Source organism: Aliirhizobium cellulosilyticum (assembly GCF_014198105.1).
Lineage (GTDB): Bacteria > Pseudomonadota > Alphaproteobacteria > Rhizobiales > Rhizobiaceae > Neorhizobium > Neorhizobium cellulosilyticum.
The window spans coordinates 90,077-115,952 of record NZ_JACIGW010000003.1; the positions used below are offsets into that span (position 1 = coordinate 90,077).

19 protein-coding genes and 1 pseudogene are annotated in these 25,876 nt (G+C 55.3%); 7 read left to right on the forward strand and 13 right to left on the reverse strand.

The genetic code is table 11. The features are described from left to right. Positions 1–2 precede the first annotated feature (2 nt). The 5 genes and pseudogenes from GGE33_RS14930 to GGE33_RS14950 form a co-directional block, all read right to left on the reverse strand. Complete coding sequence (locus tag GGE33_RS14930; protein ID WP_183824359.1) at positions 3–1,430, reverse strand: ABC transporter substrate-binding protein; 1,428 nt, start codon at positions 1,428–1,430, stop codon at positions 3–5. A gap of 83 nt (positions 1,431–1,513) precedes the next feature. Continuing rightward, positions 1,514–3,088 carry an ATP-binding cassette domain-containing protein gene (locus tag GGE33_RS14935; protein ID WP_183824362.1) on the reverse strand — a complete coding sequence of 525 codons (1,575 nt, stop codon included), beginning with the start codon at positions 3,086–3,088 and terminating at the stop codon, positions 1,514–1,516. Beyond that, complete coding sequence (locus tag GGE33_RS14940) at positions 3,085–3,957, reverse strand: ABC transporter permease (protein ID WP_183824366.1); 873 nt, start codon at positions 3,955–3,957, stop codon at positions 3,085–3,087. Before GGE33_RS14940 ends, GGE33_RS14935 begins: the two co-directional genes overlap by 4 nt. Further along, entirely contained in the window at positions 3,954–4,934 is a 981-nt protein-coding gene (locus GGE33_RS14945; RefSeq protein WP_183824369.1) for an ABC transporter permease, read from the reverse strand. Before GGE33_RS14945 ends, GGE33_RS14940 begins: the two co-directional genes overlap by 4 nt. 295 nt (positions 4,935–5,229) lie before the next feature. Continuing rightward, positions 5,230–6,639: pseudogene (locus GGE33_RS14950) on the reverse strand (pyridoxal phosphate-dependent decarboxylase family protein). 221 nt (positions 6,640–6,860) lie between these two features. Between GGE33_RS14950 and GGE33_RS14955 the strand changes: the two are divergent. Further along, positions 6,861–7,232, forward strand: coding sequence for a hypothetical protein (locus GGE33_RS14955; RefSeq protein WP_148147456.1), 372 nt, complete (start codon positions 6,861–6,863; stop codon positions 7,230–7,232). 358 nt (positions 7,233–7,590) lie between these two features. Then, complete coding sequence (locus GGE33_RS14960) at positions 7,591–8,004, forward strand: hypothetical protein (RefSeq protein WP_183824372.1); 414 nt, start codon at positions 7,591–7,593, stop codon at positions 8,002–8,004. A 618-nt stretch (positions 8,005–8,622) separates the two neighbouring features. On the opposite strand, the gene msrA is transcribed toward GGE33_RS14960, so the two are convergent. After that, positions 8,623–9,138, reverse strand: a complete 516-nt coding sequence (gene msrA, locus GGE33_RS14965) for a peptide-methionine (S)-S-oxide reductase MsrA (RefSeq protein WP_183824374.1) — start codon at positions 9,136–9,138, stop codon at positions 8,623–8,625. 148 nt (positions 9,139–9,286) lie between these two features. Here msrA and GGE33_RS14970 point away from each other — a divergent pair, with 148 nt between their 5' ends. Beyond that, positions 9,287–9,583: a PRC-barrel domain-containing protein gene (locus GGE33_RS14970; RefSeq protein ID WP_183824377.1), complete on the forward strand. Its 297-nt coding sequence runs from the start codon at positions 9,287–9,289 to the stop codon at positions 9,581–9,583. A gap of 762 nt (positions 9,584–10,345) precedes the next feature. Continuing rightward, the gene (locus GGE33_RS14975) at positions 10,346–10,615 is read left to right on the forward strand and encodes a DUF982 domain-containing protein (RefSeq protein ID WP_246436123.1); all 270 of its coding nucleotides are present in this window, start codon (positions 10,346–10,348) and stop codon (positions 10,613–10,615) included. Between the two features lie 327 nt (positions 10,616–10,942). On the opposite strand, the gene GGE33_RS14980 is transcribed toward GGE33_RS14975, so the two are convergent. From GGE33_RS14980 to GGE33_RS15005, 6 genes are all read right to left on the reverse strand, one after another. After that, complete coding sequence (locus GGE33_RS14980) at positions 10,943–12,610, reverse strand: DUF262 domain-containing protein (protein WP_183824380.1); 1,668 nt, start codon at positions 12,608–12,610, stop codon at positions 10,943–10,945. A gap of 442 nt (positions 12,611–13,052) precedes the next feature. Further along, a complete protein-coding gene (locus tag GGE33_RS14985; protein WP_183824383.1) occupies positions 13,053–15,407 on the reverse strand; it encodes a hypothetical protein in 2,355 nt (784 codons plus the stop codon). After that, positions 15,404–16,618, reverse strand: coding sequence for a DUF2357 domain-containing protein (locus tag GGE33_RS14990; RefSeq protein WP_246436125.1), 1,215 nt, complete (start codon positions 16,616–16,618; stop codon positions 15,404–15,406). The genes GGE33_RS14985 and GGE33_RS14990 overlap by 4 nt, the downstream gene beginning before the upstream one ends. A gap of 287 nt (positions 16,619–16,905) precedes the next feature. Beyond that, the gene (locus tag GGE33_RS14995) at positions 16,906–18,939 is read right to left on the reverse strand and encodes an McrB family protein (protein WP_183824388.1); all 2,034 of its coding nucleotides are present in this window, start codon (positions 18,937–18,939) and stop codon (positions 16,906–16,908) included. Positions 18,940–18,954: 15 nt separating this feature from the next. After that, positions 18,955–20,349, reverse strand: coding sequence for a coiled-coil domain-containing protein (locus tag GGE33_RS15000; RefSeq protein WP_183824392.1), 1,395 nt, complete (start codon positions 20,347–20,349; stop codon positions 18,955–18,957). After that, on the reverse strand, positions 20,321–23,476 hold the full coding sequence (locus tag GGE33_RS15005) for an AAA domain-containing protein (RefSeq protein WP_183824395.1): 3,156 nt from the start codon (positions 23,474–23,476) through the stop codon (positions 20,321–20,323). The genes GGE33_RS15000 and GGE33_RS15005 overlap by 29 nt, the downstream gene beginning before the upstream one ends. Before the next feature lie 373 nt (positions 23,477–23,849). Between GGE33_RS15005 and GGE33_RS15010 the strand changes: the two genes are divergently transcribed. The 3 genes from GGE33_RS15010 to rpsU all read left to right on the forward strand — a co-directional run bounded on the left by GGE33_RS15010 (position 23,850) and on the right by rpsU (position 25,028). After that, entirely contained in the window at positions 23,850–24,221 is a 372-nt protein-coding gene (locus GGE33_RS15010; RefSeq protein WP_183824397.1) for a hypothetical protein, read from the forward strand. Between the two features lie 48 nt (positions 24,222–24,269). Next, positions 24,270–24,497 (forward strand): hypothetical protein, encoded by a 228-nt coding sequence (locus GGE33_RS15015; protein ID WP_183835346.1) that lies wholly within the window; start codon positions 24,270–24,272, stop codon positions 24,495–24,497. 288 nt (positions 24,498–24,785) lie between these two features. Then, the gene (rpsU, locus tag GGE33_RS15020; protein ID WP_183824399.1) at positions 24,786–25,028 is read left to right on the forward strand and encodes a 30S ribosomal protein S21; all 243 of its coding nucleotides are present in this window, start codon (positions 24,786–24,788) and stop codon (positions 25,026–25,028) included. A 180-nt stretch (positions 25,029–25,208) separates the two neighbouring features. Here rpsU and GGE33_RS15025 read toward each other — a convergent pair whose 3' ends face one another. Next, entirely contained in the window at positions 25,209–25,745 is a 537-nt protein-coding gene (locus GGE33_RS15025) for a hypothetical protein (RefSeq protein ID WP_183824402.1), read from the reverse strand. Positions 25,746–25,876 lie beyond the last annotated feature (131 nt).

Here is a 25,876-nt window from a genome sequence, read left to right on the forward strand (position 1 = left end):
CCTTACTGGCCGGTCTTAGGACGCGCAAACTGCGGCAGTATTGACTGGTCGATCCGTGGCTCCCAGTCGATGTCCGAGCGTACTGCCCAAGTGACTGGCTGGGGGTAAAGAAAAACAGCGTGCAGATTATCGTGGAAGATCTGCGTTGCCTCGTTGGTCGCCTTTTTCAAGTCCTCGGGCGTCTGGGCAGCGAGCGCCTTGTCGGCAGCAGCATCAAACGCAGGATCAATCCAATGGGATTGATCATATGTGCTCTTGAACTGGGTGAACCGTTCAGGGGTGAACCTATAGGCAGGGCTATGGCCGATATACACGAGATCGCCATCCGGCTTACGAGTGAGATCAACCCAGGCCGGGAAAGGCAGAGTGTTGATTTCGATCGTCACACCGATCTTGGAAAGCTGGGCGGCAATGACCTGCGATGCCGGGCCGACGGCGAGATAGGATCCCGTGGGGACATCTAGCCGCAATCGCAATCCCTTGCCATATCCGGCCTCGGCGAGCAGAGCCTTTGCCTTTTCCGGATCATACGGAAATGCTTTCAAATCGGGATTAAGCTCGTCCCAGCCTTTTACAAGAAACTGGCCGGGGCTTGGCTCGACCGATCCATTGAACAAGCCGCGAATAATCGCTTCCTTGTCGATCCCATAATTCAGGGCCTGCCTTACCCGCAGATCAGAGAGTGGCTTCCCCTCGTTCTCCTTGATGCGCAGAACAATATTCCAGGTCGAGGCTTTCGATCCCGTACGATAGTGATCGTCGTTGGCAATTTGGCTGATTGTTTTCGGATCGATCTGAACGACCATATCCAGTTCGTGGGCGTGAAGGGCAAGCAGCCTAGCCTCCTCAGTTGGGAAAACGGAATATTTCAGTGTCTTCCACGCTGGCCTGGTCCCCCAATAAGTCTCGTTTCTGAAGGCCGATGCACCGTTTTCCAAGTCGACGCGATCCAGTACATAAGGACCCGTACCGACCCATCTGCGAGCTAGATCGCCGTCGGTCGCGACCTGACGTCCGATGTAGAGGGTTGTGAAGCGGTCCGGCAGCCCCAGATATGGGAACTTCGTTATCACCTGGATTGTGGTCGGATCGACCACCTTGGTGCCTGCCAGGAGCGGCCGCCATCGGCCTGATGTCGACAACGTGGACTTTTCCGCTGTCAGCAGTGTGATGTAGTCGGCAACAGCCCGCGCATCGAGCGGAGTTCCGTCAGAGAATTGTACGCCTTCGCGAAGCTTGAATTCCCAAGTGAGATCGTCCTTCCGCTTCCATTCCGTTGCAAGCGACGGCTGCAGCTGTGCGTTGGAATCGAGTCGGGTAAGACCTTCAAAGATAGACAGGGTTAGTTCTCCACCCGTGGTCGATGGGTCGATCCCTGGAATAGGCCTATAAAGTCCAACTCGGAGTGTCGTGCTGGCATCCTCGGCCAAAGCCGCAGAGCCCGATACGGCTCCCAGGATGGTGGACAGAACCAGCACTGAGACGAGACCAAGGAATGATCGCTTTTTCATATTTATGAGACCTTTTCACTGAAACTAATATTGGGGGAGGCTTTCCGAGCGCCTGGAATGGCCGCGATGAGCTCCTGAGTGTAGGGTTTGGCAGGAGCATCGAAGATCGCGGCGGCTGACCCTCGTTCGATAATTTCGCCTTCGGTCATGACCAAAACGTCGTCGCAAAGGCTCCGAACCACTTCGAGATCGTGCGAGATCAGGACAAGCGACATGCCCCGCTCGGCTCGAAGTCGGGCAAGCAGTTTGAGAATTTGCGCCTGCACGGTCTGGTCGAGAGCAGACACAGGCTCATCCGCAATCAGCACCTTTGGATTTCGTGCAAGCGCACGCGCGATTGTCAGTCGTTGACGCTGCCCGCCCGAGAGGCTTGAGGGAAGACGTGAAGCCAGTTGGGGATCAAGCTCAACAGTGCGCAGAAGCGCTTCGATGTCTTTCCCTTGGCCTCGACCTCCAAGCGCTAGCTTCAGGACCTTTTCGACCGATAGCCGCGGATCGAACGTGCCAGAGGTGTTTTGAAAGACATACTGGACATTCTGCCAGAGACTGGCGCGATCTGCCGCGTTTCGGATCTCCCGGGTGTTATCCCCAATTCGAATTTGTACGACCCCCTCGATGGGGCTCACCAAGCCGCTCAGAATACGAGCAAGTGTGGTTTTTCCGGATCCGGATTCGCCAACGATTCCGACCGATTGCCCACGGTGGACCGCGAAATCGGTGGGAGAGAGGACCTGCCTGCGACCATAGCTTTGCGAAACACCTTTCGCCTCAAGGACGACCGTATCGGATGTGACTATGTTGGGTGTACTAAGAGACAGGTTACTGGGATGCGCATCGAGCAGCCGCCTCGTGTAATCACTTGAAGGGTGTGCGATCACCTGTTCAACTGGGCCACTTTCCAGGATACGACCCGCTTTCATCACTGCCAGCCTATCGCACCTGTCCTTTATAATGCCGATGTCATGAGTAATCAGAAGGACCGCAACGCCGGTACGGGATCGTATGTCGTCGAGCAGATCGAGGACTTTTGCTTGTACTGTTACGTCGAGCGCGGTGGTCGGCTCATCAGCGATCAAAAGTGAGGGCTTTCGCGCGATTGCCGTAGCAATCATCACACGTTGGCTGAGGCCGCCAGACAGTTGATGCGGGAAAACATCAAGAAGTCTGGAGTATGATGGAATTCCCACAGCGTTGAGGAGTGCTTGCGCCGCCATGCGATCATTGCCCTCGCGAGGGAGGGCCTCACGAAGGTGGTCATAGACGGTGAGCCGAGGGTTGAGGGTCGTAAATGGGTTCTGGAATATGAAGCCGAGCTTGTCCCTCAGAAGCTGACGTCTTCCTTTGTCGGTGCTCGTATCAATCGGTTGGCCATCAAGCAGCAATTCTCCCGAATGCACGCCGAGCTCCTGCGGCAGCAACCCACCGATGGCAGATGCGGTCAACGACTTTCCTGATCCGGATTCACCAACAATGCCGAAGCACTCGCCCTTTGATATCGAGAAAGAAACATGATCGACGATCGGTGGGCCCGACGGTTTTCCAATAGTCAGGTCGGTCACTTGCAGGAGCGGCTTCATGCATCGCGCTCCTTCACCGATGACAGCGAGAGGATCTCCGCCACACCGTCCCCAAAGAGCTGTGAGCCAACCAACGTTAGAACTATCGCCAGACCGGGGAATACCGATGCCCACCAGGCTAGGCCTATTTGTCCCTGCGCCTCGGCAACCATGCGTCCCCAATCAGGTGCTGGCGGTTGGGGGCCGAGACCGAGATAGCCGAGACTTGAAACAAGGATCAGTGCCGTGCTGAAGCCGATCGACATTGTTACGGCCAGCTGCGGTAGAAGCACCGGAGTCAGATGGTGACGCGCGATCTCTAGGATCGATAGGCCCGCCATGCGGCTTGCTTCCACGTAAGGTTGGGTCAGAGTGGAGGCAAAGCTTGCCCTGGCTATGCGGAAAGGCAGTACCCAGGTTGCGAGCGTGATTGTGAGAGCAAGAACAGCAGGCTCCGAGCCGAAAAAGGCGACCAGCACGATCGCGAATATCAAGTTTGGGATCGCCAATTGTGCATCGGCAAGTCTTGGAATGAAGTGATCGTCCTTCTTACCAATGGCAACAGACGCGAATGCAAGCACGGTACCAACTAGGCAGCCAGAAAACGAACCGAAGAAGGAAATAGCCAAGGCAATCCGACCGCCGTACAAGACGCGGGAAAGAATGTCTCGGCCTAGATCATCGGTTCCAAGGAGGTGGCCATCACTGAAAGATGGAGCAGCCCCAGCGTTGACGATGTCGATATCCAGTGGATCCCAGCCAGCAAGTACAGATGCAAGCAGTGTCGAAGTAGCGATGGCACCCAAGAGAAGGCCGCCTGCGGTCAGTGTTGCAGCACCGCGCACGAGCTTCCGCCGCTGGCCCGCATAAGAGGACTCGATAACAGTCATTGACGGGTCCTTGGATCTAGTTTGACAGCAATGACATCCACAATGAATGTCACCAGTGCGAAGCCGACCGAGAGGATCAACACACAAGCTGTAATCAGCGGAAAGTCACGGTTTTGGATTGCGCCGATGATCAACTGGCCGATACCCGGCCAACGGAACAGAGTTTCGACGATCACGGCCCCGCCGAACACCATGCCCGCCTGTACCCCACCTACATTTGCGACTGGGATGAGGCTGTTCATGAAGATGTGTCGAAAGAACACCGCCGACGCACTCAGCCCCCTCGCCTGGGCCGCTACGATATGGTCCGCCGTACGAGCCTCCAGCAGCGCAGCACGGAAAACGCGTGCAATCGGCGCCGCAACAGTTGTCGCCAACAGTCCTACTGGCAAAAGTAGATGTGTAAGGGATCCGCTACCGCTGATGGGCACCAATCGCAGGAAGATGCCGAACAACAATATGAGTAGAACACCAAGAAAGAATGTGGGCACCGCATCCACCATCGCTGCGAAGACAATCGGGACATTCGCAATAAGGGCGTTCTTTGAGACAACCGATATTGCGCCGAGAACGATGCCAACGGTGGCACCAACAAGAAGTCCAAGGCTTCCAAGGAGAAGGCTTGCAGGAAGTCGATCTAGCGCGACGAAAAGGGCATTTTCCTGATAGCGAAGCGAAACTGGAAAGTCGCCACTTGCGGCAGCCCAGAGGAAGCCAACATATTGCTCGCCAAGCGATTTATCGTATCCAAGGACTGCCGCTACCCTGGCACGCTCGTCCACTGACGTGTCGGGGTCGAGCATGAGCGACACTGGGTCCCCGGTTGCCGTGAGGCAGACGAAGACCAGGCTTGCTACAAGCCATACAGTCAAAACCGCCAAGAGAAGACGGACTACGGTGTAATGGACCAAGGTTGTATCGCGTCGGCTTGCGCCCCGCTGTCGGGCTACATCAAGCCCGGTGATAGTATCGCTCATGAAGTTTGCTTCCAGTGTCTTTGGAGAGCGGCCTGAAACGGCAACGAACAATGACGATATAATTTATAGTTTTAGTAGACTAACAGGAACGGATTTACAAAATTTGACGGACGTTAGGAAAATCCTGCCACTGTGGGGATTGGGTGCTTTTGGAGTATGCCTGCCATTGCCCTTGCTGTTCCGAGCAGACGAGCGTCCATGCTAGCGCTGTTGTCTTCGTATAGAGGGTAAAGGACGGTTTTAACTCTGCACCTAAAGCCGTCAGCTTGCATACCACCGCACCGATTTAACTAAGTCAGCTGGCGCTGCGCTCACGATCAAACGCGGCGACGATGGCTTCCGCGGCCAACACTGCTTCCTTCGCATCGATCTCATAATTGCAGACCGATATCCGAAGAACCTCGCGCCCTCTCCATTTCGCGCCAGCCACGAAGATTATCCCATCGCGCTGAAGACGATTGATCACCCGCCTGGTAAGGTCGTCCGCATCAATCAAGGAGAGTTCGGCACCGAAACGGCAGACGACTTGATTGAGGACAACATCATTCACAACCTTTATGCCCGGTTCCCGCGAAATGCGCTTAGAAATCGTGCGTGCAGCAAGACAGCATCGATCGATCAGTGTGCCAATGCCGCTTCGGCCAAGATGTTTCAGCATCGCCCATGTTGCAAAACCCCGCGCACGCCGTGAGAGCTCCGGTACGTAATGCGACGGATCCCGATCGCCCTCCTGTGCGATTGGTAGATAACTCGCTGCAATCGTCATCGCTCGACGGTGTGCCACCTCGTCCTTAACGATGGCATAGCCGCTGTCATAGGGGGTCTGCAGCCACTTGTGTCCATCGGTTGCCCAGCTATCCGCGAGCTCCACGCCTAAGCACAGATGCCTCCAACAAGGAGAGGCTCCAGCTTAGAGACCAAAGGCTCCATCGACATGCACCCAGGCTTGCTTTTGATGGGCTAGTGGAATCAAATCGGCGAAGCCATCGAAGGCTCCTGTGTTGATCTGACCCGCCTGAAGGATGGTGATGATTGGACCGGAGAGATCATGGAGTGTTCTTTCAAACTTGTCAGCCCTGATGCGCCCTTGTTGGTCGGTTGGTATTCGGACGACGCGATCATGCCCTAGCCCCAGAAATTGTAAGGCAGAAAAGATGGTAGTGTGGGCATCATCGCCGATTAACACCGTGATAGGCGGCGCTCCGAAGAGACCTTGAGCGTCGGCATCCCATCCGACTTGCCGAAGGACTTCGCCTCTGGCGGCCGCAAGACAGGTGAAATTTGCCACCGTGGCTCCCGTCACGAAACCCACAGATGAGCAATCGGGCAACCCGAGCACGCTAAGTAGCCAGGTCGCAGCGACCTTCTCGAAAGATGCCGCGGCGGGCGACGCTGTATGATTGCCAGCATTCTGCCCCCATGCACTTGTCAGAAAATCTGCAGCAACCCCCATCGGATGCGATCCTCCAATGACCCATCCGAAAAACCGAGGGCGGATCATTTGGTGAAGCCCCGGTTCTGCCTTTTCGACCAGTCTGCGAAGAACGTCTTCCGCGGCGATGCTCTCCTCCTGCAGATCCTCCATAAGTGCCGCGAGGCACTCCTGATAGTCCATTGAAGGACGGTGCAAATCCGGCTCAGCCAGACGGAAGGCAGAGGCGAGGCGAGCGGCCTCGCCGAACAGTGATTGCGCTTCGCTCTCCACTGCGGGCACCTCCTCCGGTCAAGACTATGTAAGCATACGCTCACACACAAAAGAGGACGAGCGAAAAGACTAAGTGACTTCAACAGAAACGAGGGGCGTACCCTTGAGATTCAAGAACGCGACCTATCGTCACCGTACAAATTTACCACACCAGATTGACAGATTCCCCGCTATTGGCAGATTTGTGTGCGGCGAATCTTCGCCGGGGTAATGGGGAAACTATGAAAACCAAAGTAATGATGCTGGCGCTCGCGCTGGCCCTGTCTGCGTGCGCAAAACGACCTGACGCGATTGTCCCTGCCGACATTCCGATGGCTGCCTATACCAATCTGTCGTGCGAGCAGTTGGCTCAGGAATATCTGAAGGAGCAAACCAGCCTCACCGCGGTCTCAAAGCAGCAACACGACGCCGCAAATGGTGACGCCTTCGGCGTGTTCCTGATTGGTGTGCCGATGTCCTCCACCTTTGGGGGCGACAAAGAGGGCCAGGTCGCGGTTGCGAAGGGCAAAGTGCAGGCAATCCAGTCGGCCATGATGAGCAAGGGCTGCAACGTGCCTGCCACTCCATCGAAAAGCACCAAGAAAGCTGCCTGAAACGAAAGGCGCTTTCCGCAGGCAGCGGAGGCGCAGAGATGTTGAAATACCGCCAGCAATCTCGTATTTTCTTCGAGACCTCGTGGGGACGAGTGTGGCCGGAGCGCCAAATGTGCTGCTCTGGCCGCTTCTCACGGAACGAATTCGCAAATGCGGTGTTCTACCCGCGTCGCGAGAGTAGCCCCCGTCCCCCGCACGAGTTTAAGTCCCCTATCAAACTCACTCTCGCGACACCCATCCCCTTGGATCGTTTTTTTCCTTCCATGTTGACTCAACACCAAAACAGAACATAATAAGAACATACGGAGCCGCTTGGCGGCAGTCGCTCCCTTGCCTGCGTTTACGCAAAGGAGAAGAAATGTTCACAATAGGCGAGGTGTTTCCTCTCGAAGAGGAGCCTGATCCAGACCTGCTTGTGCTGATTGGCTGGAAGGCCGACCTTTACGATTTCGAATTCCTTGAAGCCGATATCTTGACCGACGAAGGCTCGACCGCCTCGTGGGTAGAGATCGCATTCAGCCGTCAGTTGGGCGGTGCTTTCGTTCTGTGGCGCAGCGGCGTGTCCGCGCTGGAAGCTGCGAGGAGCGCCAACTATGGCTGGATTGAAAGCCACGACGTTATCTCACTCCCTCAACGCATAGAGGCAAACGCCAAAGCTTACGGCCCTCCCCTGGACGGCTACTATTTCGACACCCTGGAGTTCTACCGAATGTATCCCGGTGAGTTCGGGAGGAATGGCATCCAGCCGAAAGCAGATTGCCCAGCGACATGAGTTTGCCTCGCCTCAAGGACTACCACGCTGAGAAGATAGACATGTCCTGCAGTCGCTGCGACAGACATGGTATCTACGACCGTATGGGCCCTTGGAATCGATGCGATCAAGGCTCATCCAATTGTCGCGGTAACGGCCAGTAGAGTTCGTCGCTTGCTCGAAGCGTCTATCTGTCTCCTCGCATCGCCCAGCGGCTCTCGTCACGAGGACATCATAGTCTTCCTTCGTTAGATCGAAAACGATCGGTTTGCGCCGCGCTCGGTTTCTGGCCTGAAAATAAACCTTCAGCTCGTCTTTGGTCGCCGAGCGGGTGTTGGCGCGGGCTGCTTCGGTCTTGGTCTGCAGCTCCGATAGAATACGCGGAAGAATGGGGGCCATGCCTAGTCCTTGGGCGAAGTGAGTCACTATGTGACAGGAGCGACATTGTGTTATAAGGAATGGGGATGCTATGGCTTTGAGGAAAGCCGTACGGTCACGCGCTGGCTCTGCTCCAAGCACCGGCCCCGCCACTATCGCGGTTTGCCTCGGCACGGTGAGGCAAGGCTCGCTGCAGTTGAGATTGCCGATACGCTGACTTAAGATGCCCCACACCTCTTTCCATAGTCCCTCGCTCCGAGACTAAGCAGGCACATCAACCTTACGCTTGGGGAGTTTCCAATTCGGGCGCGGGAAGTGGCACGTGTATCCGTTAGGAATGCGCTCGAGATAATCCTGGTGTTCAGGCTCAGCTTCCCAGAACTCGCCGATAGGCGCTAGCTCAGTCACCACCTTGCCCGGCCAAATTCCCGAGGCGTCAACGTCGGCGATGGTATCGATCGCCACCTGCTTTTGGTCGTCCGATGTGTAAAAAATCGCCGAGCGGTAGCTTGTCCCGATATCGTTGCCCTGGCGGTTCAAGGTGCTGGGGTCATGAATCTGGAAAAAGAACTCAAGAAGGTCGCGAAAACTTATCTTGGCAGGATTGAAGTTGATTTCGATCGCTTCCGCATGACCTTCGTGGTTTCGGTAAGTAGCGTTTTTCACCGAGCCCCCCGTATAGCCCACCCGGGTCGAAATGACGCCAGGCAGCTTCCGGATCAAATCCTGCATTCCCCAAAAGCAGCCACCAGCTAAAACAGCGCGTTCTGTCGTCATGTCAAATCTCCGAACGAAAATCCTGTGAAGAATATGGGTTGTTCAGAGGGCTTCTGCCAGTGCCATGACGTCTTTACAACGACCTGCGCAGAAGACGGAACTATCCCTCGCTTCTGGCGGTTGAGTCATCGTCAAATAGGAGACCTCAATGAAACAGGCAGATCATGCTCGTCTTACTAACACCGAACTCGTCTCATCCGTCCTCGAAGGCGCACCTGTTTATGGAGTAGACAACAATAGGGTCGGTAAGGTCGACCATGTACATGGCGCTGGAGCTAATAGCACTGCAATAATCGACGTCGGCGGCTTCCTCGGCATCGGAGCCAAGCCTGTCGCAGTCCTCCTGACAGATCTCAACTTCATGCGTGATGAGGACGGCGATGTCCACGCCGTAACCGCTTGGACCAAGGACCAGCTGAAACAAATGCCAGAACATGGTCCTTGAGGTGCCTGTGAACCGAAACTAATCGGCACCTCGCCTAGAGAGCTCGCCGGATTTTTCGGCGGGCTTTTCACTAAAGTGGATGGGGAGTGCTTCATCGAAGCCGCCGATGTTTCGCCATCGGTTGTTGGCTGGCCTCAAACAGGAACGCTGCATACTTCAAATGTGGCAGCAAAAATCGGTTTAGAACCGCCTTGCCCGAAGCATCCGACAATCTCTCTAAAGCGAGTTGTCGGCGTACCAATAATCCTACGATAAAGTTCTTGACTATGCTGTCAGTAAAGCCTGGACCATGCAGGCCGCCGCCCCCTTATCGACCTGGCTAAGAGCCTATGCTGGCAAATCAATCGCTCGAAATGACCAAGAAATTTTAGCAATGCTACACCGGATGACATGACTTCCTAGCAGTAAACCAAACAGTTCATGCAGAATGTTTATCTGCGCTTCTAGGAACTGCGGATCGCGGGGACTGTTAGAAGCGCATGAGACATTTACGCCATCACCCAATTCTAGCTACCCTTATCGTCAGTTCAATAATCGTCGCTTCCGTCGCAGGTCTCCAATGGTGGATGACCGACCATTCGGGCAATGTCCACAAGAAGTCTAGTATTGCAGCCCCTCCTGCGTAACAGCCTCGCAGTGCTGGATTGGAGTCGCGTTACCTGCAGCCCCCTACAAACCGAAGTGAAAACCGCACCAGCTTTTCATCGATGGCACGGTTATTGCTCGGTAAACGTTTGATGAAGTGCACGAGGAGGCTGTGTTTTGGAACGAGACAATTTGCACATTTTCAATCCGGTCATAATCTCTATCGGGGACGCGAATGCGGACCTGATAATTAATTCGGTAGAAGAAGCTGCCGAGGAACTTTTATCAGAATGGCCAATCGACGACAGCGACCGCTATTACGAAGCGGTGAAGGCATGTCTCGACTGTATCACCTCGGATGCCAATCCTGATGTTGCCCGTACGGCATTCGTTCAAGCCGCCGAGGAGGCAGGACTGGCGATCAAGGGGACGATTTCAGGACCGTAACTTAAACGCAACGGGCGTCGTTGGCCCGTAAGCCCTCGCAGCACACCCCGTGCTCAACATCTCGTCCTTCGGCTACTGATGGTGACAGCTCTCGCATCCACGATGACAGAGCTGTCCCACGTCAACAAAATCCGACATTTCGTCGCGTGGCTCGAGCCGGTCTCGAAGCAGCACCCCACTGTAGTGAAGAGAACCTCGGAGAGACTAGCATGGCGTCGATGGGTAACCGGGGAAACTCGTAAATCGACAGCAAAACGGGGCGCGGGCTGGACTTCGAAGCCCATCTCAGTCCAGCCCGCGCCCTAGATCTCATAGTACCAAAGTACGCTACAAACCCCACCGCTTACGCAACAACGTTACGTGTCGCGCATGTCTCTCCTTGAAGGCTTCGGCTGTCCATGTGGTGACATGTGCAAGCTCTTGAGCACTCGCATATGTCGCGCGTTTTTTCGTGGAAGCAGTTTGTCCTAATCCGAAGTATACCTTGAGCTTTTCAGCATAGGGGAGGTTAGACGCACCAGAGTTCTTGCGAGATGTCAGAAGAACGAGATTGCCGAGGCTATGGGTCACCAGCAGGCGTTGTTCTTCACCGAAATGTTCCCAACCAGCATTCGGGTTCTGCGGCAAGATGTGCTCAACGGTCTTCTGCCCAGTCCACTCGACCGGCTGCTCTGCCAACAGCCGATCCAATCTTTCCAGCATCGCGCGAACGACGCGGGTTGGGAATTTGGCATAAAGTGCCCCCTGGAGTGCGTCATTGGCCTCAGCTGCTTCTTCGGTCGTTAATGTCAGCGATGCACCAAGCAGAGAATGATCAGTACGGAGAGCCTTTAGTACGTCAACGTAGCGCCCCATTCGTTGGGTGTCATAACGTCGCGCCAGCTGCATTGCCCATGCGAGTCCCTCTAGACGCTCCAGGGTCGTTATCAACTCGGCAGGTTTCAGCGTCATGAATGACGCCAGCGCGACCGGCACCCAATCCTTGTTCGGCACTAGCTCCAATCCTGCTAGAGCTTCGGCTGCGGCTGCCTGGACGTCTGACGGCAGCTTACTCACATCTTTTTCGAGAAGTCGTGCATATTGCTCTTTCGCGGGTGCAAGTTCACTCTCAAAGAACTCCCTGACGCCCTTTGCGTCCGCGTTTTTGAAACGAGCTGAATACGCGTCACTAAGCGTCTGAGTGTTCTTCCGTTCCTCCCGAATGAAACGAAGGGTCTCCAGAAGGCTTTCAAATTCCTGCCTGCCAAGATCATTCTCATACTCGCGCCACCGTCGCGCTTGGAACCTCATCTCATCCTGATCAGGGAACTTCGCCAGGAGCTCGGCTTTGATGACGTCGGCATTTGATAGATCCAGCCCGCGATCATTCAGAACTTTAAAAATCCGAAGAGCAGCGGCCCGGGATTCTGTAGTGACGACCACAAGGACGCAGCGCTTCAGAAGGAATCCTACCAAGCCTTGTCGACGTTGCTCATTCAACTCTGAAACCATCTTACGAAGTGCTTGGGCGTTCTTCCACATATGCGCCTGAGCTTCAGTTTTCGGCGTTCCCGACGGCTCCGATTTGGCAGTCGCGTCAGGGGTCTGAATCGACTCGCGAAAAAACAGCCGATCGTCTTCATGAGCTCGAACGCGAACCGCTTCTTTTTGATTGAGAAACGGATTGGGGCGAATGTAGACGATAGAATCTAAAGCATTCTTTTCGTTGGGTATAACTGCAAGATCACGCAATACTGCACCAAGGATTGTCAGGGTGGTCAAGCGCTGTTGTCCATCAACAACCTGTCCGACGGTCTCTCCCTCGGGTTTGATGAGCACGATACTCCCTAAGAAATACGGCTCGTCGTAGTTCGCATCCATTGCCTCCAAGAGGTCGACCAGCAATTGCTGAGCTTCTTCTTCTGTCCAGGCGTAGGGACGTTGATAGGGCGGAATTTCATGGAGATATCTATCACCAAGCACATCATACACGGTCTGCTCGCTGGCAGTGATCATTGTTAATCTCTTTTAATCGGGAAAGTTATTGGAACTTAGAGTTTATTGTCGCGTCAACACACCGTCGGTCAGATGGTTCTTCCCGACCGCTGTGCGTATTTTTTGTTTCCAATTGATGTGCCAGATGTGTAAATTTTCGATCACTTGGCTTCATCAAAAGTAAGCAAACCACTTCGCTTGCAATTTCTTCTACTGTATGGTCAAGGCCGGTTCCCCCATCATAATGTGCCCAAATCACAAGCTGGTCGCTGTTCTTGACCGGTTCACTGAACCGCCCGATATCCGCGATGGGCTGATACAGGTGAGCCGAAGGTTTTTCCAATCACGACCATGAGCAGACCGCGGCGTCGCGCCTCACAGATGAACCTTACGTTTAATTTTCAACAAATAGGTATTCATAGGTATCAGAAAAGTTGACCTTCAAGTATCGCCTACCCCCAATTCAATCGCTGTCTCCACCACCCGCTCCACCATAAATATCAAGCAGCAGCTCTGGATTAGACCCCTCACCTCTCAACTCTTCGAGTACCTGCTCAAGAATGCGGCCGTACTTCGCGAGCTCCCTCACGCGCTCCCTATGATTGAGATCTGCGATCGTCTTCTGGACCGCTCTGACCAGCTTGTCCGCAACCGGATCCTGACCTTCGACAAGTGCAAACGGCTCAACAATTCGCCAACGCAACAATCCCACGAGCAGCATGGGTGCGTATTGAAACCGCGTGTAGGTTGACCCAAGGTTCTCTTTGAATTCGATCAGAACACGGCTGGCTATCCGATCGACATCCTTACGGGTCAAAAGCTTCGGCGCAGACTCAGATCGCGACAGCAAGAACGCCATTGCCGCGGTTTCTTTCTGCCACTTCCACGTATCGACCGTCTTCCTCAGAAGCTTATGGATTGCTTGAAGCTCGACGTTTTGGGATCCAGCAATTCGACCAAGCCCCTGGTAGGCAAGCTTCCAATGGGCACCTAGCTTGAAGATTGGATGTCCGCGCACCTCCCGGTCCCATGCATCTAGAAGCCATTTAGAGGCTTCGCTCGGGCAACGCCGAAATTGCCACGTGAGGAACCGGAAGGACTGGGTTCCTACGTCACCACCCCTCAATCCGCGACGGACCTCGTCCAACGCCCGTTCAACGAGTCGATCAAGCATTGCAACAGAGGTATGATTAACCGTGTATGGGATCGTCCCATCACTGGATATGGCATATTTTCCACCGGGTCGTGCGGACAAGCGGTCCGCTAACGCGCCCCAGTCAACCACGTCCCTGTCGACATTCCTATCTAGTAGGGTGAACAAACCATCGCCACGAGGGCTGTCGTTCCACGCATCGATCCCGCAGGCGAGTATCAACCGGGCAGGAATCGTTGGCGCTGGCTTTTGAAACCCATCGAGTAGATCCTGCCATTTCTGGTCGAGTTCGATCGCCCCATCCCAGTCCACCTGGAAATGATTACCGAGGCTTTGCGAATGCACCAGAATCTTAGCTCGGCCGGAAGCTGGGCTCTGCTCGACCCAAAGCTCCACCGGGATCGCCTGATCGACCTTCACCCCGATGTTCACTTCAGCCTTTCGAGGAAGCTCAGACGTCTCTTTTCGAATGAAGATTGAGAACCGGTCCTGACCTGCCTGGATTGCTAGACGAGCTGGTTTCGGACTGCGGTAGACTTCGCCCGCGGGAAGCGTCTCTTCTGAATCGACGAGATCGAAGCTTTCCACGGCGTCTCGACGCTGAACAATTGTCGATATTTGCGGTAGGAAGTCGAAATAGATCGGATCACGCCTGCTCAACCGCCGTGCGGCGATCAATGCACCGTCAGCAATAGCATTCGCGTTGAGTAAATGGATATCCCGTCCGACACTTTTAGTGACTGCTGAACTGATCGCCTTTTTGACATCACCTTCAGAGAGCGTCTCGAACAATAGAATATCGCAACCATCAACGTATGCGCGAAGGTCTGGCAAATCAGCACAGTGATCGAATTTCAACGAAGACGGCGGATGGAGAACCTCCCAGTCGCCATTGCTTTGGCGTAGGACCTCCGGCTCGACAGCCAGACCAAGAGCGAGATGGCCTTGGGACCGAGCCCACGTCAGGTGGTCCTTGCGATCGCTGGACGAAGCAGCAAAGACTGCCTCTCTAGCCCGCCGCGCCAACTCGGAATACCCCCAGTCGGATCGGATCAGTCGACCGGCCGACTTTCGTTCCGGAGCCAGAACGGTATCGCCATGGCTACGTTCTCGCCGAATGCGGAGGCGCTGCAGTGTTATTCCTTCAGCGGCTTGAGAGATTACGCCCACGATCTGGCCTTCTGAGACCACACCGTTCTCAATGGCGAAAATCGTGGCTAGCACCGATCGCCAAACGAGCAGAGGTGTCGATATTTTTGCCTTTCTCAAGGCATTGAGAAGACGCTCTTGAAGGAGTTCCTTACTTTCTGCGTGATCATCGAGGCTGGCCACCCCAAATCCAGCAGAAGATGACATACCTTTCAAAGCAGCGGTCAAATGCTCTAACGGAGGATCGGCACTCAACAGTTCCGTGATCCTGGTACGCTTTTCCGAAGCTCCTATTGCACCCCATCCAGCACCAAGGCCATGGGGAGACACCGAGGCCTGAGCGCCTCCAACAAGCCCGCCATCGGCTTTCGCACCGGTTTCGACGACCACGCTGAAGATACCTCCTTCAACGATTGAAGACGATACCTCCTGTTCCTCACCATCGGCAAGAACGACCCAGTTTCTAGCCGCTCTGTCCCACCAGCCATTCAGATCGTAACCGCACAGCTTTTTCATGTCGTCTTCGCGTAGATTTCGCCGCGAGCAAAAGCGCGGATAGCGTCTAATCCCTTACGCAACCCGTCACCCGAGGCCTCCAATGCGATCCCATCAACCCTGGTTCTGGCTCCTGTAGCCACACTGGATTCAAATTCTCCATGCGAAGGCGTGAGGATCAAACCATTGAGCAATACTTCGGTCTGGCTGAGCGGTTGTATCTCCACCAACCGCTCATTCGCTCTCTGCACGGCATCTGTCAGATCTATTCGTGTCAGTGAATGTGGCGTCCAGACTGCAACCCTTCGCGGCATCCCACCTGTCCGGATATCGGAGATTCGAAGGGAAACATGCGCTCTCGTCAAAGCGAGGAGCCTTCCTGGCGCCTCCGGCCGTGATTGAACCTCGACAATCCGGCCGGTGTTCTTGAGCCAAAAGACGGCAATGGGACGATCCTGCTCGAACCATCTTCCTAGTGTAGCTTCCGACCGCCAAACGATCGGCGACTGCGCGACTAACTCAGCTTCCTCAAGTTCACTCAACGCAAGAACCACAGCCAAAACGGAGAAGTCTGTCCAGGTCTCAGCTTGCCATGCCCAGAGGTCATCAAGAACCTTATCCTCCTCAAGAAGACGACGCCATGCCTCATAAACCGCATTATAACTCGGTTCTTGCATCAAGACGTAGTTTGGCACGATGCCTGCCTCTGCAGAGCTTACATCGAGGTCCGCCAGCATCTGGGCAAACGCCTTGCAGAAACGGCCAAAGTGCTCAACCTGAGCGTATCGACGACTACTTTTGGCCCGCGGATGCTCATTCATCCATTCCCGAGCAACCTGGAACGCCAACTTGGAATACGAATGCAGCACCCGGTTCTCCGGGGTGTCGAAATTCTCTCGCCGGACCGTCGCCATGATACGCTGACTGGTGCCTGCTCGCTCCGCGATCGTTCGGCCGGGCTGTCGGACAAGCCATCGCATTGATGCACGGTCCATTTCCTGGACGCGATCTAGGGACGTCAACTCTCGGGTTCGGCGCAGCACTCGCCTTATTCTTGGCTCTAAAGCCTTTAACCGTGGAAGAATTTCCTGCGCCTGTCGGACGATTTCCGCCATACGGGGATCGGCTTCGTCCTCAGCGCGTTGCCAGGCATCCCGCAGTCGAGGCCACACATGCAGAGGATCTTCGAGCGCCTCTCCAAGTTCCTGGACCCTGGCCAGGACTTCGTTCATTCGACGAAGAAGCTCTCTCGCCTTCACATCATCCGGTGTTTCGTGCTCCTTGACACCACGGGGGCGGACCGGGAATCCGATACGATCCGGTCGTTGGGCATTCGCGCTCTTGGGATAAGGATGGAGTATTAACTCCACCGGGCCGTCTTGAAGACTGGCAGACATAAGCCGCGAGTGGCCACCATTCTTGGGAGCCGCTCCGCGCACCTCGCTGACCAAGCAGTCAGCCGGACCAAACCTGGCGTCAACAACCGCCTTACGGTCCCAGGGTCTGCCCAGATGGAGCATCACCGAGTGACCCCGTTCCACACGAACTGACCCGAGCCTTCCTTCGCCGAGCGAACCGAATCCTCGATCGCTTTGGCAAGCTGATCGTCCCGAAGGGTTTCGCTCACGAAATTCTTCAATTCTGAGAATGCCGGATCGTTTCCGTCTTCAACCTCGATACCACGCAACTTCGGTAGCAAGCGCATCTCAACTTGGTCCGCCAGCGGGATGCGCAGATCCCTTGCTTGGTCGAAGGAATAGTTCGCGACGTACGACATGATTGCACGACCCAGGCGATGGCCGAATGGCCGCTTGAATCCCTTCATAAGGTTGACCATCCGATCAACGCTTTCCACGACCGTTGCGTCGTTCTCCACAGCGGCGACTGGCTTCACCCAAGAGCGCCAACGCTTAGCCGATAGCGCTTCAGGATCAGCAATGAGGCCCTTCTGCGTGGTTGTGCGGATAGTCTTCGGGGCCGAGAAGCGCAGAACGTTGGCACGGTCGACGACCTTGTCTGACAACGACTGGGTGCTTTCGTCCTCGTTCATAGTTCCGGCGAACAGCAAGTTATAGCCTGGGAAGATACGTGGAGCGTCCATTCCCTTTGGCATCGGGATTTCGAGTTCGATTTCCGCGTCCTTGCGGAGGGACACATCAGTGACACGATCCACAGGCGGTCGGCTCTCGAGGCGGCTCAAGAAGTCTGAGAAGTAGTATTCAACGCGAGCAAGGTTCATTTCGTCCAGTAGGATCATCATCATCTGATCCTCGAACTCGCTCTTCCGGTTATTGAGAACGTCCAGATGGAACAAAGCTCGTGCCATATCCGTCGGACGATAGCGTTTCTCAATGTAGTTGTAGAAGCCCATCAGATCCTGCGGGCTATCCCATCGAGGTTGGACGGGAACCTGAAGGAACCCTATCCCCATTCCGGCCGCATACTGGCGAGGAAGCTGGCTCTTACCTGTTCCGGAAATACCCGCCAGAACTGCCATCTGAGTGGTATCGTTGATCTTCATAGCAGTGTGGAACGCATGGACGATACGGCGGTCGTAGTGCAGTCCGCTTTGATCCAGACGCTGGATCACGCGCTGAACGGCTTCGGCCTCGTTCTCTGCCGCGCGTTTCTTCCAATCCTTCATGTGGGCAAGTACGGGAGGAACTGCCTTCAATTCCTTCAGCCGCTCCTCGACCAACTGTTCCTTGCTCTGAGTATCCTCGCCGCCTGCCCCGGCGACATCATCATCCATTTTGGCAACCTGCGCCATCAAGGAGGATCGGCGCTGTTCCAATGTGGCGATCTCATTGTCAATCGCCCGGGAACGCTCTTCAGCGGCAGCGATCCTCGCCGCGGTCTGTGTGAATTCGGAGTGCGCCAACGCTGTAGCTTGGCGTTCAGCGGCCAACTGCTCCTGGACCTGTGCAAGCTGCGCGGACGCCGATTGCTGAAGACCTTCGGATCGCGCAATCTCACGACCCAGTTCTTGGGCCTGATTTTCCAGCCGCTTGACGCGTTCCTGTGCTTCGCTGAGTTCCATCGCCTCCGAGCGCATTTCTGCGATCTTGGCCTCGAGAGCGGCCTGCTCTCGCTTCATTTCATCGTTGAGAGCAAATAGGCGCTCAGCAGCGGCAAGTCGGTCATGGACCGCATCTAGATCGGCACGAGCCGATGCGAGCTCGGCATCTATCGCCTGCTTCTCAATTATCTCGGCTTCGATCTCTTCGCGGATCGCCCTGATTTCATCGCGCCGTTCGTCCTTTTGGAGCCATTCAGCGTTCAATTCGTCAAGCTGACGCTTGGTGGCATCGTAATCGGCTTGGACGTCGGCGATATTTGCCAGAGCCTTGCGGCGCTCTCCAAGCTCGTTTTCAATGTCGCTCAGAGCCATGCGTTTATCCGCGATAGCTGTCTCCAGCGACTCGAGAGATCGCATCGGCCCGGCAGCGGTCACGGTACGATCATGTAAGACTGCAAAGCTAGTCTGCACGCCGATCAATGCGACAATCGCAAGCGCGGCAAACAACAGGATCAAGATATTTCCGGTAAGCATTTTCTCGATTCCTGATTACGGCTGTGCTGGCTGCGCGGGTTCGGTCGTCGGTACAACGGCTGGCGGTTGCGCCGAGCTGGGTTCCATCGGAGTCGGCTGGTTAGCCTCTGAAAGACCGGCAATCTCCTGCATCAAAACGCCTTTCCGGCCATTCATGTCAGCAAGTTCGGCTCTCACGGAGTTGAGATCACCCTGCCTCAGTTCCAGTTCTTTCCGCAGCTCGGCATGACGGTTGGTCAAATCGGAAACTGCCTTCTCCAACGCTGCCTTTTCTGAAGCGGCCCGATCAGCATCAGACTGGTTTGCAACGAACGCAGCCTTTGATGCTTGCAGCGTGGCCAGTTCGCCGTTCAAGCCATCTCGCTTAATCAATGATGCTGCAATATCCGCCTGGACGTCACTCAACTGAGCTTTGAGTGTTGGCAGCGTCCGCTCCGCTTCAGATACGGAGTCCTGAGCAGCTTTGCCCCTACCCTCAGCCGCCGCTACATCTTCGCGGGCACGAGCTGCGGCGGCTGTCAGGCTCGCCAAGTCGCCGCTGAGCGATGCCTTCTTCGTTTCCAGGTCGCTGACCTGCTTGGCGAGATCTGCTCGATTACTTTCTTGGCGAGCCATATCGGCATCGGTTTTCGCAGCAGATACCTTAGCCTTGGCTGCGACGTCCTGTAGCTTAGCGATGCTGGCGTCCAAATCCTGAGACGCCCGTGTTTTATCGGCAAGGTCCTTTGTCATCTTAGTAATTTGCGAAGCCAGACTAGCCTCCCTTGCCGTCAGATCCGCGACCTGGCGCTGCTTGTCGTCAAGGTCGTCGATCTGGACGTTCAACCGCTTGATTTCCGCCTCTCGATCCTGGCGTGTCTTTTCAATGGAAGCGAGTGCATCATCAGCCGACCGCTTCTTTCTCTCGGCCTCAGCAACATCACCGTTAATTTGGAGGACCTTGGATTGGTCAGAAGAAATCTTTTTCTCAAGTTCTGCGCTCTGTGAGCGTAGGGTCGCCAGAGTCTTCTCTGCCTGAGCTGCTGTAGCGATCGTGTCTGACGCCTGTTGGGCTTGCGACTGACTCGTCCGAAGTTTCTCCGCCCCATCGGCAAGGGCTTCGGTCTGCTGCTTGATCTCGGATAATAGGCGATCACGGTCGGCTGTCAGGTCAGCAATGGTTTTGCGCACACCATCAGCTTCGACGCTGCGAAGAGAAATCTCGGAAAGAATACCGTCGCGTCGACCCAGAGCCTCCTGACGTTCATTATTGAACCGCTGGATATCGGACCGGACTGAGCCATAGTCACGCTCCAGGGCGTTGACCTGAACGAGCGCGACGCAAACAGCTACCACTGAACACGCGCCAAGAGCCAAGGCGACGTAAGTGAAGCGGCGCGATTTAGGAAAGTTGTTCTGCGACGCGGTCAATGCATTTCTCCAAATCTCTCTCTAATTCGTCCACCCAAAAACGCTGGACCGTCCAGCCCAGTGATTGCAGTTGGTGGTCGCGCCAATAGTCAGCGAGTTTTCTCTTGCCGTCGGTATCCGAATGCCAATGGCGCCCATCGACTTCCAGGTCGAGCTTGATATTGCCACGACCAAAGAGTGCGAAGTCTAGACGGCGGCCTGCCACTTCATGCTGAGGGATCGGGTTCAGGCCACGATCGCGAAGCGCCTTGTCGACAATACGTTCCCAGTTGCTATCAAACGTACCCTCGCCCACCCGGCCTCTGGGTTCAGTGGCAGCAGCGGCCAACCTCTGGAGGCTCCTGACCTTGCCGGATCGTGCGTAGGACAGGTCGCCGAACACATGCGCCACGGCCCGCGCTCGGCTGATAGCAACATTGAGGCGGCGCCAATCCTTCTGGACGAAAGTCATGGCACTGGTCGCACTCGAATGCCCAAGGCAGGTCGAGAATAGGATCAGGTCTCGTTCCTGTCCCTGGAAACTGTCGACGGTGCCAACACGAAGCTCGGCTTTCTCGACCAACTCGGGACGCAAGGTCGCGAGGATCGACTGCTCCAGGGCGTAGACTTGTGGCCTGAAGGGAGCGATCACGCCAATCGATCCGGCGTAGGCTTGGTCTTCGAGTAGGAACTTCAAGTGCTTCGTGATGGCGGCGACTTCCGCGCCGTTTACGTTTCCGACCATAGGTGCGGTAGGAGCTGGCACATGGGCCCATTCGATCCCCGGCTTCCCACCCTTCGGAACCTTCAGTTTGTCCTGATCGCCAGCGACCCTTAACTGACCGCCGTAAAAATGCTCGTTAATATACCCGACAATGTCAGCCGCAGACCTATACTGGTCCCTAAGCATTACCTTGGAGGCACCGGGCGTGAGATCTGCAAGATCGAAAAGCGATCGACGACTCTGCGCGAACCGCCCCATTTTGCCTATGGGCAGACCCTGCGCTTGCATCAAGTTTCGGTCGTGAGCGATACCAAGTTGTCTGATGAACGAGAGCTGTCGGTTGTCTCCAACGACGACTGCTCGCTTTGCGCGGGCGAAAATCGGTAGCGCCGAGGCGATGTCGCACTGGCTCGCTTCGTCGAAAATAGCGAGATCGAATAGACTTTCCGAGAGCGGAACGCGTTTGGATGCCCCAAGAACCGAAACAAGCCAGAGCGGCCGGTGACCGACCACGTCGCCAGCAAGCGACTGCGGCAACGGACCAGAACTCTGTGCTAGCTGAAGGTTGGCCAGCTCTTCGCCAAGACGACGTCGATCAGTCTCAGTCAGATTGACTGCCGAGGCTAGCACACGGGGAAGGAATTCCCGGGACAACTCGCCGATTTCCTGCGTGATTGCGACCGGATCTCCCTTAATGTCGATTTTCGAGACATCCGAGCGCAGCTGTTCTAAGCGCCGCATCAGCGTCACTAGGGTCGCACCTTCACCGCCAGAAGCATCTGTACCTGGCGAATTCTTGCGCAGCCCCAAAGCTCTCAAAAACGCTTCGACCAGACGACTAAAGGCCCCACGCTGAACGGATGCCTCGACCGGAGCCACCGGTTCGACAATCTTTACCTTTTCTGCCTCAATACGCTCCAACACCTCAGCTATTGCGCTGTGGATGCGAGATTGCTCGTCAATCTGGTCCAGGACACGGGTCCGGATCTGAGCCAATGAAGAGAGCTTCGAACGCAGGACGACATCGGGATCAGCTGCACCTTTTGTCGGTTCACTGATAAGCTGACCAAGCACCTCGTCGAATGATTGGTCGATATCTCGATTTGGATCCAGTGTCCTAACAAGAAATGGAGCTTTCGGAGCGATGCCTCCCAATCGACTTTCCACGGCATCAAGTGCTTGGTGGTTCTTCGAGGCGACCAGAACGCTGCCACCATCGGCAAGGACTGAGGCGGCGATCGAAACGATAGCTTGGCTTTTTCCGGTTCCCGGAGGCCCCGTAACAACCGTTAGTGGTGAAGATAGGGATTGCCGGACGGCATCGATCTGCTCTTTGTTCAGGTCGCCCGTATTGATGACCGGAGTAGCCCGCATGGGTGCAGGTGCTTCCAAGCCAAGTATTGGCGCAAGGGCCGTGGCAGCCAGCCTCTCCGGTGACCAGAATGCGATGGCATCCAAGTCGCGGACGGCGCCAGCGGTGAACGTCGTGTCGGTCGGCAGGAACAGTGCGGCGATATCGTGAATGCCAACGTTGTTGGGATCCAACTCAATCCGCATCTGTTGGCCAGAAACGGCTCCGCTAAATGTTCCGGCGACGGCTTCCTTGAGCCGAGCCAGAAACTCATCCTGCCGAAACCCAAGCCCCTCGGCTTGTGTGAAAACCTCACGAAGCCCGGCCTCTTTCCAGTTCGCGGTTCGAGCAACTCCCTTGATCCAATCCGGATTTGCGACGATGTCATCAGTGTTAATCGAGACTTCAAGATGGGTCGACGAGCGGGTCCATTCCGCGCTGATAAGTCCGACGGGCCAGACCACCGGTACGCCTTGTTTCTTGCCTACCCCTATCGGCCAACCGACAGCCAGTGTCTGCTCATTCGCCTCCCGCTTGACCAGTGCCTTCCGAAATTCGTCCGGCAACTCCTCCAACGGAATCGAGATCGTGAGGACTTCACCTTCAACAGGCGTCAGTGGTCCCAGGCCCGTGAATAACTGCCAGGAAACGGCGTGGCGATCCTCAACCTGAGTAATTGCACCGCGAGGATCTGACCTTAGCGCGGACCGATAATATCGCAGTAATGCGTTGGGATCGAACGAGACTGCGCCTTCTGTGACTTCCAAATCCGTGGTTTTGGCCGCTGAGCTACGGAAGGTCGCATGAACAGGGCGAAGAAGCTGATCTTCGGTAGCCGCAATCTCGGTCGCATGACGTTGCGGCGCCGCGGCCGCCAACTTCTTCGAAGTTGCAACCGGCCTCCACCGCCCATCTCGCCCTTTGCTTACCTTCCCAGCCTCGCTGAGTGACGAAAGCTCGGCATAGATTTCAGTGCGCTTGCGAGGATCGAAATCGATGTCGAGAAGTACGAAAAGCTCGCTAGTTGTTCGACCTGTCGGAAACGCCGAAATTGTCCGCAGCAAAACCGACATCGAATGCTAGTGCCCCAACCCACGCGTAAGCGCAGCCTATAAAATTCAATTATCCCCGTATCTTGGATTGCAATTAGTAAAGGCCGAGTCAACTGTGAATACCCGAAGGACACAACTATACTTCGGCGAGCTGGTTGTTCTGTGGATTCCATGTGACGGTGGGCCTCAAGGCCGCTTCGACTGCATTACCGAGAAAGGGTAACCTGGGGGCAGCGGCCCGCGACAAGGCGTGGCCCTTGCATTCGAGTAGGTACCGGAGAGGGTCTGCATTGACTGTGTACCTGTGTATCGTCGGCCTATACCGGGGTACAATTACATTGCAGAGCTGTTCCGGTAAATTTCCATCATGAAACCGTTCTGATGGAGAACTCCCATGACACTGCTTTCAAGCCCTTCGGCAGTCGAAGTCCCGCCCGCCCTAATCGTTGGCGACCAGGAGCCCGTTGCCCGTTTGATGAGCAATGGCGAGCGAAAGACGACTATCCAGCGGATGTGCGCGAAGCTCGCGGTCCTCGCTAATGACGCCCGCACGCACCACAAACACAGCCTTGAATGCGCATTGCTGAAAACGGCAGCGGAGGTCATGACTTCGTTAAGAGAAATTTCAATAAGCAACCACGCACCTGCTTTGATCCAACGCATATCTGACGCAATCGAGCAGGTGGAGCTGGGCCTCGATGATACGGGCTTCTACCTCTGGCAGGCGAGTTCACATTTCAGGTTGTCTTCCGCCAGCCAGCGCTGAGCATCTGTGTAACGTCGAAGAGGCTACTGGAAATCTGAATGCAGCAGCGTGCTGCACGACGACAAATCCGCTATCAACAAGGTATGTACGATGAGCACTTCTAAAAAAAAGGAGCTTCAACCTGTTCGGGACGGCATCGATATGCTCCCGGAGATGGTCGATCTTCAGCTTGAACTTGAGCCTGAGAAATCGCCATCAACTGATGAACTTTTGGACGAGGCCTTGCTTGAGACGTTTCCAGCCAGCGATCCGATAGCATCAGGTCGTTTCGACTAGACAATAGGCCCGAAACCAGATGATGCAATCTCAGCCCGGCTTATTGTCCATTAAGTACTCTTGCACCTTGTGAGGCTAAGCAGCGGGCACGTGCAGCGGGGTCGCCCGGTTTCGAGACAAGCTCGTGGAGCTAACTTGAAACTCCTGTCCCCTGCCTAAGGGCCTCGAACATGGCTTAAAATATTCAAGAAGCGACGACTGCGCGAGAGAACCGACGAAATCATCTTGTCAAATACTCGGCCCCATGTTTATGCGTTTCCCAGAAAATCATTGGCGCCGGAGCATAGCGTGCAGATTATCGTTCGTGACAACAATGTCGACAAAGCACTGCGCGTGCTCAAGAAGAAGCTGATGCAGGAAGGCGTGATGCGCGAGATGCGTCTACGCGAGCACTTCGAAAAACCTTCCGTGAAACGTGCCCGTGAGAAGGCAGAGGCCATTCGTCGTGCGCGAAAGCTGGTACAGAAGAAGCTGAACCGCGAGTTTGGTATTGTGGCGAAGAAGCCCGCGAAGCACCAGCGCTCGAAGTAGTCACGATGCCCCGGACTTGTGCTACTGCTACCTGAGTGTGAGGCTTCTAGAGTCTTGACGACGGAGTGAATCCTGCGGGCTCCTTGATGTAGTCGACGCGAGATCCTGCCTCATCCTAATTTTGGCAGCATCGGTCAGCCTCTTGCGTCGCGTTGATTGCATCGCGACGTAAACGAGCCCCTACTCTCGGTCAAAACGGCCGATCAATTTCCTCAACTGATCATTCTGCACAGCGAGCTTGGCAGAAAGCTTGGTTCTCAGGTCTTGGATTTCGCTTTCCAACTCCAGCATCTCGTCCAATGGCGACTTCACAACAACAGCAGCGGTTTCGCTTGAGGTAGTCAGCGTAGCTTGTTTCTCAGCCGTCCGCCTAGCGTTTTTGGCGACCTGCTTTTGATCAACTGGCTCGGCGGGGTCGATATCAGTTTGCAGGTTAGCCAACACGCTTACTGGCAGCACCGCCGCCTCGGAGATCGCGCCAGAGCCTGCTTCGGCAGTATCCGCTGGATGCTCGACCTCCTCGTTCGCAAATACTGGCTTTTGGAATGACGAGGGGTGGCCTTCATTATCGGCAACATCCGCAATATGTTCGGCTTGCGTCGTTTGCTCGATGCCCTCGTCTGATTCCGCGGTTGGTACAGAGGTCTCGGTATCCTGCACTGTTTGGGCGTCCTCCACGACGCTCTCTTCAGGTGCAGGCAAATATTCTACGGCCAAGATGTTCTCGCCGGACGCTGGAGCCTCAGTTGGCCTTTTAGAAACCAGATCGGCTAAATATCTCCAAGGGGTTCTCATAGCGTCGGTATCCTCATGCGCTCGGCCGCGCGGCCGAATCAATTGTGCCGGAC

Bases quoted from the DNA above. Each gene is read 5' to 3' on its own strand.
- GGE33_RS14935 (WP_183824362.1), bottom strand. From the start codon at position 3,088: ATGAAGCCGCTCCTGCAAGTGACCGACCTGACTATTGGAAAACCGTCG.
- GGE33_RS14940 (WP_183824366.1), bottom strand. From the start codon at position 3,957: ATGACTGTTATCGAGTCCTCTTATGCGGGCCAGCGGCGGAAGCTCGTG.
- GGE33_RS14945 (WP_183824369.1), bottom strand. From the start codon at position 4,934: ATGAGCGATACTATCACCGGGCTTGATGTAGCCCGACAGCGGGGCGCA.
- GGE33_RS14955 (WP_148147456.1), top strand. From the start codon at position 6,861: ATGAAAACCAAAGTAATGATGCTGGCGCTCGCGCTGGCCCTGTCTGCG.
- GGE33_RS14960 (WP_183824372.1), top strand. From the start codon at position 7,591: ATGTTCACAATAGGCGAGGTGTTTCCTCTCGAAGAGGAGCCTGATCCA.
- msrA (WP_183824374.1), bottom strand. From the start codon at position 9,138: ATGACGACAGAACGCGCTGTTTTAGCTGGTGGCTGCTTTTGGGGAATG.
- GGE33_RS14970 (WP_183824377.1), top strand. From the start codon at position 9,287: ATGAAACAGGCAGATCATGCTCGTCTTACTAACACCGAACTCGTCTCA.
- GGE33_RS14980 (WP_183824380.1), bottom strand. From the start codon at position 12,610: ATGATCACTGCCAGCGAGCAGACCGTGTATGATGTGCTTGGTGATAGA.
- GGE33_RS14985 (WP_183824383.1), bottom strand. From the start codon at position 15,407: ATGAAAAAGCTGTGCGGTTACGATCTGAATGGCTGGTGGGACAGAGCG.
- GGE33_RS14990 (WP_246436125.1), bottom strand. From the start codon at position 16,618: ATGAACGAAGTCCTGGCCAGGGTCCAGGAACTTGGAGAGGCGCTCGAA.
- GGE33_RS14995 (WP_183824388.1), bottom strand. From the start codon at position 18,939: ATGCTTACCGGAAATATCTTGATCCTGTTGTTTGCCGCGCTTGCGATT.
- GGE33_RS15005 (WP_183824395.1), bottom strand. From the start codon at position 23,476: ATGTCGGTTTTGCTGCGGACAATTTCGGCGTTTCCGACAGGTCGAACA.
- GGE33_RS15010 (WP_183824397.1), top strand. From the start codon at position 23,850: ATGACACTGCTTTCAAGCCCTTCGGCAGTCGAAGTCCCGCCCGCCCTA.